The 8,954-nt window shown below is 42.0% G+C and carries 10 protein-coding genes; all 10 read left to right on the forward strand.

What is annotated here, in order from left to right:
* The first annotated feature begins 171 nt into the window (after positions 1-171).
* The gene (locus tag QM469_RS07565; protein WP_414276430.1) at positions 172-633 is read left to right on the forward strand and encodes a MarR family winged helix-turn-helix transcriptional regulator; all 462 of its coding nucleotides are present in this window, start codon (positions 172-174) and stop codon (positions 631-633) included.
* Positions 617-2,386: an ABC transporter ATP-binding protein gene (locus QM469_RS07570; RefSeq protein ID WP_414276431.1), complete on the forward strand. Its 1,770-nt coding sequence runs from the start codon at positions 617-619 to the stop codon at positions 2,384-2,386. The genes QM469_RS07565 and QM469_RS07570 overlap by 17 nt, the downstream gene beginning before the upstream one ends.
* Entirely contained in the window at positions 2,376-4,136 is a 1,761-nt protein-coding gene (locus QM469_RS07575) for an ABC transporter ATP-binding protein (RefSeq protein WP_414276432.1), read from the forward strand. The genes QM469_RS07570 and QM469_RS07575 overlap by 11 nt, the downstream gene beginning before the upstream one ends.
* 64 nt (positions 4,137-4,200) lie before the next feature.
* A complete protein-coding gene (locus QM469_RS07580) occupies positions 4,201-4,557 on the forward strand; it encodes a DUF2200 domain-containing protein (RefSeq protein WP_153224548.1) in 357 nt (118 codons plus the stop codon).
* A gap of 2 nt (positions 4,558-4,559) precedes the next feature.
* The gene (locus QM469_RS07585; RefSeq protein WP_414273116.1) at positions 4,560-5,063 is read left to right on the forward strand and encodes a phosphatase PAP2 family protein; all 504 of its coding nucleotides are present in this window, start codon (positions 4,560-4,562) and stop codon (positions 5,061-5,063) included.
* A 118-nt stretch (positions 5,064-5,181) separates the two neighbouring features.
* Positions 5,182-5,628, forward strand: a complete 447-nt coding sequence (locus QM469_RS07590; RefSeq protein ID WP_006155797.1) for a LytTR family DNA-binding domain-containing protein — start codon at positions 5,182-5,184, stop codon at positions 5,626-5,628.
* Between the two features lie 4 nt (positions 5,629-5,632).
* Entirely contained in the window at positions 5,633-6,307 is a 675-nt protein-coding gene (locus QM469_RS07595; RefSeq protein WP_414276433.1) for a LiaF transmembrane domain-containing protein, read from the forward strand.
* A gap of 108 nt (positions 6,308-6,415) precedes the next feature.
* Positions 6,416-6,604 (forward strand): 50S ribosomal protein L28, encoded by a 189-nt coding sequence (gene rpmB, locus QM469_RS07600; protein ID WP_001140948.1) that lies wholly within the window; start codon positions 6,416-6,418, stop codon positions 6,602-6,604.
* Positions 6,605-6,754: 150 nt separating this feature from the next.
* The gene (locus tag QM469_RS07605) at positions 6,755-7,120 is read left to right on the forward strand and encodes an Asp23/Gls24 family envelope stress response protein (protein WP_000216431.1); all 366 of its coding nucleotides are present in this window, start codon (positions 6,755-6,757) and stop codon (positions 7,118-7,120) included.
* Between the two features lie 2 nt (positions 7,121-7,122).
* Positions 7,123-8,787 (forward strand): DAK2 domain-containing protein, encoded by a 1,665-nt coding sequence (locus QM469_RS07610; protein WP_414273119.1) that lies wholly within the window; start codon positions 7,123-7,125, stop codon positions 8,785-8,787.
* Positions 8,788-8,954 lie beyond the last annotated feature (167 nt).

The following is an 8,954-nucleotide window of genomic DNA, read 5'->3' on the forward strand; positions in this document are numbered from 1 at the left end:
AATCAGACAAGTTAGTGCCTATTATAGATAAATTATCAACTAATGTCAATTTCTGCTTAGATAGTTCTCTAGGAAACTTTTTCTTGACATCTTTTTAAAAAATGATAAAATAGCTCTCGTGGAAACTTATTTGTTCTCAAGAGAACTATTTTTAATTAGAAGGGAATAATCATGGATAAACCAATGTTAGTCTTTAAACGTTTTGGGCACCAGGTACATCTGATGGTACAAAAGGAAGCCAAGCGTTGTGGTATTGAATTTATGGGTGGCCCGCAAGGGCAGGTTCTCCGTTTTTTAGATCGTCGTGAGCAAGAACAAGAATTAACACTCATCAAAGATATTGAACAAGAACTTAATATTACTAAGTCAGTTGCCAGCAACTTGGTTAAGCGTATGGTACAAAATGATTTAGTCGAGTTAGAGGCCAGTCCAAGTGATAAACGAGCAAAATTTGTTCGTTTGACCGACAAATCACGCTCTCAGATGCAAGAAGTTAAGGCGTTTTTTGATCGGATTGACAGTAGCCTACTGGAAGGAATTTCAAAGGAAAAGCTAGCCATTTTTGAAGAAGTTCTCGGACAACTACAGGAGAATGTAGAAAGAATAGGAGGAGAGAATGAAGAAACTCGCTAAGCGTATCACAGGAAAAGAGTGGGGAATGATTCTCTTGACTGTCCTCTTTACCTGTTTTTCGGTCTATCTCGAGTTAGAAGTGCCGACCTATATTTCAGAAATAACAGAATTGATTGGAACACCGGGTACGGAGTTAGGACAACTATGGTCTCCTGCTGCCAAGATGATGGGCTTATCTCTCCTAGCCTTTCTGTCTTCTGTAACAGTTGGATTTTTTGCTTCTCGTGTTGCAGCGTCTTACACGACTCACTTGCGAAGAGATATTTTTAATCGTGTTCTAGATTTTTCGCAAACGGAAATCAAACGTTTTTCAATCCCCAGTCTTTTGACTCGGACGACCAATGATATCACTCAGATTCAGATGCTCTTTACCATGGGACTTCAGGTAGTCACTCGTGGGCCAATTATGGCAATCTGGGCTATTGGGAAAATCCTTGGTAAGTCAGAATACTGGCTCTGGGCAGTAGTGATTGCTGTTATCGTCAATGTTCTGATGACAACTGTTCTCATGACTCTGGCCTTTCCAAAACAATCTGTCATCCAGAAGTTGACAGATAAACTCAATAGCATCACCCGTGAAAGTTTGACAGGGATTCGGGTTGTTCGTGCTTATAATGCTGAGGATTACCAAGATAAGAAATTTGAAGAAGCCAATGATGAGGTGACTCGTCTCAATCTCTTTGTCAATCGTTTGATGGCCATTATGAATCCTATTATGATGGCGATTTCCAGCGGTTTGACCTTAGCTATTTACTGGATTGGAGCCTATCTGATCAACGATGCTAGTTTGACAGAGCGCCTGCCCCTCTTTAGTGATATGGTGGTCTTCATGTCTTATGCCATGCAAGTCGTAATGGGCTTCTTGCTCATGGGTGCTCTCTTTATCGTCCTTCCTCGTACCTTGGTTTCTGCAGGGCGTATCAATCAAGTGCTGGACCTTTATTCCTCTATTGAAAATCCTAGTCACCCACAGACGGCAAACTCTTCTGTAAAAGGTCAAGTGGAATACCGCGACGTAACCTTCCGCTACTCTAAAAACTCAGAAGCAGTTGTGGAACATGTCAGCTTCAAGGCAGAAGCAGGGCAAACCATTGCCTTTATCGGCTCAACTGGTTCTGGGAAATCTACTCTAGTTAATCTCTTGCCTCGTTTTTATGATGTGTCAGAGGGAGAAATTCTAGTAGATGGCGTCAATGTGAAAGATTACTACTTGGAAGATTTGCGTAATAAGGTTGGCTATATCCCTCAAAAAGCTGTGCTCTTTTCTGGAGATGTTAAGGACAATCTCGACTTTGGTAAGAGTCAAGAAACGCCACTAAGTGAAACGGCCATGTGGCAAGCTTTGGAATTGGCTCAATCTAAAAACTTTATAGAGGATAAGGAAGCTGGTCTTGACTCAGAAGTGGCTCAAGGTGGGACCAATTTCTCAGGTGGACAGAGACAACGTTTGGCCATTGCACGCGCCTTGGCTCGTAAACCAGAGATTCTCATTTTTGATGATTCGTTCTCAGCCTTGGACTACAAGACAGATCGTATCTTGCGTCAAGTATTAGCTGAAAAAACACAATCTATGACCAAGTTGATCGTTGCTCAACGCATCTCAACTATCATGGATGCAGATCTGATCTTAGTCTTGGATCAGGGTAAAGTCGTGGGACAAGGCACCCACAAAGACCTTCTAGCAAGCAATGAGGTCTACCAAGAAATTGCCTATTCACAACTATCGAAGGAGGAATTGGAACATGGAAAATAAGAAAATGTCCTTATGGAAACAGTGTAGACCTTTTCTAGCAGGTCTCCAACTTCCCCTACTAATCGCAGTTGTGACGGCTATCTGTTCAAGTATTATCACGGTTTATGGACCAACTAAGATCAAAGAAATTACCAATTTGATTTCAGATGGGTTAATGACAGAGATTGATCTAGAGGCTGTCTCAAGTATTGCTAGCTTTTTGGTTATCCTCTATGTGCTTGGGATTATCCTGAACTATACGCAAGCCTACATTTTCTCAACTAGTATCCAACATTTCTCAAAACGTTTGCGGACAGCTATTGCTGAGAAAATCAATCGCTTGCCACTTGCTTATTTTGACCGTCATTCTCAAGGGGACACTCTTTCACGTGTAACCAATGACGTTGATACAGCAGCACAGTCCCTCAACCAAAGTCTAGGGACCGTTATCTCAGCTAGCTTCTTGCTAATCGCTGTTTTGATTACCATGTTTGGCATGAACTGGATTTTAGCACTGGTAACCGTTGTTTCAACTCTTGTTGGATTTGCGGCTGTCTCAGTCATTATGGCTAAGTCACAGGGTTACTTTAAAGCCCAACAAAATAATTTAGCAGCTGTAAACGGTTATGTGGAAGAAATGTACTCAGGTCACAATGTGGTGACCAGCTATAACGCTGTGGATACTACTAAAGAAACATTCGCAGGATTGAATCGAGACCTACATGATAGTATCTGGAAATCTCAATTTATTTCTGGAATCATGATGCCAGCAATGATCTTTGTTGGGAACTTTAGCTATGTTTTGGTGATCATCGTCGGTGCAGTCCTAGCTCTTGAAGGACATATCAGTATTGGTATCATCGTAGCCTTCATGGTTTATGTTCGTACCTTCTCTCAACCCTTATCACAGATTGCCCAAGGGATTACCAGCTTACAACAAGCCAGTGCAGCTATGACCCGTGTCTTTGAATTTCTAGGTGAAACTGAGATGGAAGATGAATCTCATAAGGAAACGCAATTGTCTGGTATGAAGGGTGAAGTTGTCTTTGACCGAGTTTCCTTTGGTTACATTCCTGAGCGAACCATCATTCATGACTTTTCTGCGACAGCTCATGCGGGTCAAAAGGTTGCCATTGTCGGGCCGACTGGAGCTGGGAAGACGACCATTGTCAATCTTTTGATGAAATTTTATGAGATTGATAAGGGAAGCATTCGCATTGATGGTGTGGATACCAAGAAGATGAAACGTTCAGAAGTGCACGATGCCTTTTCAATGGTCTTGCAGGATACCTGGCTCTTTGAAGGAACCATTCGTGATAATCTCATCTACAACCAAACAGGGATTAGTGATGAACGAATGATCGAAGCAGCAAAAGCAGTCGGAATCCATCACTTTATCATGACTCTACCAGATGGTTACGATACTGTTTTAGATGATACAGTGACCTTGTCAGTCGGACAGAAACAGCTCTTGACCATCGCTCGTGCCCTTCTCAAGGATGCTCCGCTCTTGATTCTTGATGAAGCGACATCTTCAGTTGACACACGTACAGAGGAGTTGATTCAGAAAGCCATGGACCGTTTGATGGAGGGACGCACATCCTTTGTCATCGCCCATCGCTTGTCAACTATTCGTAATGCCGATTTGATTTTGGTTATGAAGGATGGAAATATCATTGAGCAAGGCAATCATGAAGAGCTTATGGCTCAGGGTGGTTTCTATGCTGACCTCTACAATAGTCAATTTACAGAAGATGAAGTAGAAGAATAAAACCAAAGAAGGCTTGACGGCCTTCTTTTTCTTCTTTATACTGGTATAATAGAAAGAGGAATGTATGAGTCAGAAATTATACAATATGAAATTTTCTGCGGTCTATCCAGCCTTGATTGCAAAGGTTGAGCGAAAGGGTGGAAGGGCAGAGTCCGTTCACCAAGTGACCAGTTGGCTGACAGGGTATGAAGTGAGTGAGATCCTTGCTTGTCTGGATAGGGACCTTACCTACGGAGATTTTTTTCGACAGGCACCGTCTTATGCACCTGAACGGATTGCGATAACAGGAAAAATTTGTGGTGTTCGTATTGAGGAAATTGATGATCCTCTGATGCAAGAAATCCGTCGTCTGGACAAATTAGTGGACTGGCTTGCTAAGGGGAAAACAGCCCAGCAGGTCCTAGAAAAGTATGAGAAATAGACATGAAAAACTATCAAGAGTGGTACGATAAAAGGAAATCAAGTCTCCTTCGACACCCACAACTATTGCAATTGATGCGAGTTTTTAATCGCATAATGACAGTTCTGATGCCCCTAGCCTACATGGCCTTGTTGGGGACAAGCTCTATGAGCAAGGGATTGGGGAAAGAATTTTCCACCTATATCTTAGTGCCAGCTTCTGGCTTTGTCCTATTGACGCTAGTTCGTAAGTGGATCAATCAACCGCGTCCTTATGAGACTTGGGAAATTATTCCGCTACTAGACAAGGACAGTTCTGGTAATTCAATGCCTAGTCGCCATGTCTTTTCAGCAACTATCATTTCCATGGCTTGTTTTCACGCAAGTTTACCAGTGGGATTGATTTTATTGGTCTTATCAGCTCTTCTCGGTCTTGTGCGGGTCTTAGGAGGCGTTCATTATCCCAAGGATGTTCTGGTTGGCTATGTCTGTGGGCTTCTCTGGGGAATTCTTTTCTTTATTTTCTAAAAAGTTAAGCAAGTGGGCTTGGCCTCGTAACCACTTACAGGCTAAAAGTGACCACTTGCTTTTTTGCCCTTGTAAAGTCTTCTGGCCTTTGGTATAGTAGATGCAGAAAGGAGATAGGATGAAGTTACGAATCGAGATTGATAGTGAATTAACTGAGACAGAGATTGTCATCAAGGCTGCAGCCCTGACAGATGAAATAGCTGACTTGCAACGACTCTTGCAAGAAACCAAGGCTCCTAGGTTGATCTTTTATAAGGGGACGGGTGAGTATTACTTAGACTTGGCAGAAATCCTCTTCTTTGAGACGGAAGGTAGCAAGATTTACGCCCATACCCAGAAAGAGGCCTACGAGGTGAGACTCAAGCTCTATGAACTAGAGTCCATCCTGCCACGCTATTTCAGTCGGGTATCCAAGTCGACCATAGCCAATCTTCGGCAGGTCTACTCGGTTGACAAGTCCTTCTCAGGGACGGGCACTATTTCCTTTTATCAGACCCACAAGGAGGTACACGTGTCACGACACTACCAATCCCTCCTAAAAGAAAATCTAAGAAACATGAGGTAAGAACATGAAAAAGAAAGCATTTGGTATTGTGTTGCTAGTATTGGCAGCTTTAGTATTGTTACAGGGGAATTTTGGAATCCCTTCATTCGGTGGGCAAATTTGGCCCTTGCTTGGTATTGCATTTTTTGCCTATCAATCAGTTGGAGCTTTGTTGCGTCGACACTTAACTTCGGCCTCTTTTACAGCTTTAGTAGCCTTAATGATTGCTAACCACTTTTATGATATTTTACCGATTCCAAATCATACACTAATCTGGGCAGGAGTTCTAATTGTTCTCGGAGTAAATATGCTGACTCATACTAACAGAACTTGGAATGGGAAAAAATGGTGGTATGACGGTGAAAAGACTATTCTGACAGACAAGGAAGTCGCTTTTGGGGCGGGTACATTTTACAAGCAAGACCAAGAATTGGTAGAAGACGAGTTTGAAGTCGGATTTGGGAATGCCAAAATCTATTATGACAATGCAGAGATGTTAGGTGATTTTGCTACTCTGAATATCGAAGTCGGATTTGGGAATGCAGTTATCTATGTGCCCCAACACTGGAGAGTGGACCTGAAGGTGGAAACTTTTTGTGGTGCGGCCAAGGCAGATGCTCCTGTAGCCCCAACCAGCAAAACTTTGATTATCCGTGGAGACGTAGCTTTTGGGAAATTGGGAGTTGTTTACGTTAAATAAAAAAAAATATTCCAATCTCCTTGCCAAAAAAGAGAAAGTGTGATAACATAGTACAGTATGTGGTGCTAGCACATCCGCTATATTAGATCTAATAGGAGGAAAACACAAATGGCTAAAGTATGTTACTTTACAGGTCGTAAGACTGTATCAGGAAACAACCGTTCACACGCGATGAACCAAACAAAACGTGCCGTAAAACCAAACCTTCAAAAAGTTACTGTACTTATCGATGGTAAACCTAAAAAAGTTTGGGCTTCAGCTCGTGCTTTGAAATCAGGTAAAGTAGAACGCGTTTAATAAAGAGTAAAAGGCCATCAGGTCTTTTTCTTTTGCTCTGAGTTCAAAAAGCCTCGTCAAAGGAGTAAATATCCGCCGATACAGTATTCTGCTTTTACACTTGGCTTGAAATATGATAAAATAGAGTATCAACTAGTTGAGGTAGAAAAAATGACTGTAAAAATTAATACAAAAGATGGTCAAATCGAACTAACAGATGAAGTGATTGCTACCGTTGTAGGCGGTGCAGCAACTGAGATTTTTGGTGTGGTCGGTATGGCAAGTAAGAAAGCCCTCAAAGATAATTTCCAAGCCCTTCTTGGAAAGGAAAATTATTCTAAAGGTGTCGTTGTAAAAGCGGCCGAAGATGGTAGCATTGCAGTTGATGTATATACCGTGTTGAGCTACGGAACAAAAATCAGTGAAGTCTCAAAAAACATCCAAGAGCGTGTTCGCTTTAGTTTGGAAAACCAACTTGGCATCACTGCTCAAACTGTGAATGTCTACATTCAAAATATCAAAGTTGTAGGAGAATAATCGTGTCAAATATTACTACAAGCTTATTTCAAGAAATGGTACAGGCTGCATCTACTCGTTTGAACAAGCAAGCAGAATATGTCAACTCATTAAACGTCTTCCCAGTTCCAGATGGAGATACAGGAACAAACATGGGAATGACTATCGAAAATGGTGCCAAAGAAGTAGCAGACAAACCAGCTTCAACTGTTGGTGAGGCTGCAAGTATCTTGGCTAAAGGTCTTTTGATGGGTGCACGTGGGAACTCAGGAGTTATCACTTCACAGCTTTTCCGCGGATTTTCACAAGCCATCAAAACTAAAGAGGAGTTAACAGGGAAAGACCTAGCTCTTGCCTTCCAATCAGGTGTTGAAGTAGCCTATAAGGCCGTTATGAAGCCAGTTGAAGGAACAATCTTGACCGTATCACGTGGTGCTGCCATCGGTGCTAAGAAAAAAGCCGAGCAGACAGACGATGCAATTGAGGTTATGCGCGCTGCCTTGGAAGGAGCTAAAACAGCCCTTGCGAAGACACCAGATATGCTTCCAGTCTTGAAGGAAGTTGGAGTTGTAGACTCAGGTGGTCAAGGTTTGGTCTTCATCTATGAAGGTTTCCTTTCAGCTCTTACTGGTGAATACAGCGCTTCTGAAGACTTTGTCGCTACTCCAGCCAACATGAGTGAGATGATTAATGCCGAACACCACAAGTCTGTAGCTGGACATGTGGCAACAGAAGACATCACCTTTGGTTACTGTACAGAAATCATGGTTGCCCTTAAACAAGGCCCAACTTATGCTAAAGAGTTTGACTACGAAGAATTCCGTAACTACTTGAACGAACTTGGGGATTCACTTCTTGTTGTCAATGACGATGAAATCGTTAAAGTTCACGTCCATACAGAAGATCCAGGTCTTGTTATGCAAGAAGGTCTCAAATATGGTAGCTTGGTTAAGGTTAAAGTCGATAACATGCGTAACCAACACGAAGCACAAGTAGAAAAAGAAGCTAAAGTCAGCAAACCAGCTGAGGAAAAAGAATATGCTCTTATCGCAGTAGTAGCTGGACAAGGCTTGGCAGATATCTTCCGTGCCCAAGGTGTAGATTATGTCATCGAAGGTGGACAAACCATGAACCCTTCAACAGAAGACTTTATCAAGGCCGTTGAGCAAGTCAATGCTCGTAACATCATCTTCTTGCCAAACAACAAAAATATCTTCATGGCAGCTCAATCTGCAGCTGAAGTATTGGAACAACCAGCAGTAGTGGTAGAAGCTCGTACCCTTCCTCAAGGATTGACTAGTCTTCTTGCCTTCGATCCAAGCAAGTCTATCGAAGAAAATAAAGAACGCATGACAGCAGCTCTTGGTGATGTGGTCAGCGGTAGTGTAACAACAGCCGTTCGTGACACGACTATCGATGGTTTGGAAATCCATGAAAATGACAATCTTGGTATGGTAGATGGTAAGATCCTCGTATCAAACCCTGACATGCACCAAACTCTGACTGAAACTTTGAAACATATGTTGGATGAAGACAGTGAAATCGTAACCTTCTATATCGGTGAAGATGGAAGTGAAGAATTGGCTAACCAAATCGCCCAAGAAATCGCAGAAGAATTCGAAGATGTAGAAGTAGAAATCCACCAAGGTCAACAACCAGTTTACCCATATCTTTTCAGTGTGGAATAAAGATTAAATAGAAAACGAAAGAGGTCGGGATTGTACTGACCCCAAAAAGTTAGACAATTAATTTAAGCAAAGGATTTAGTTCTGTATTGTACAGGACTAAGTCCTTTTCTACCATTTGTCAAGTATATCAAGGTATTTGATGAAAAATAGTTTGATTTCCATAGTCA

Source organism: Streptococcus infantis (assembly GCF_047464215.1).
Classification (GTDB): Bacteria; Bacillota; Bacilli; order Lactobacillales; family Streptococcaceae; genus Streptococcus; species Streptococcus infantis_P.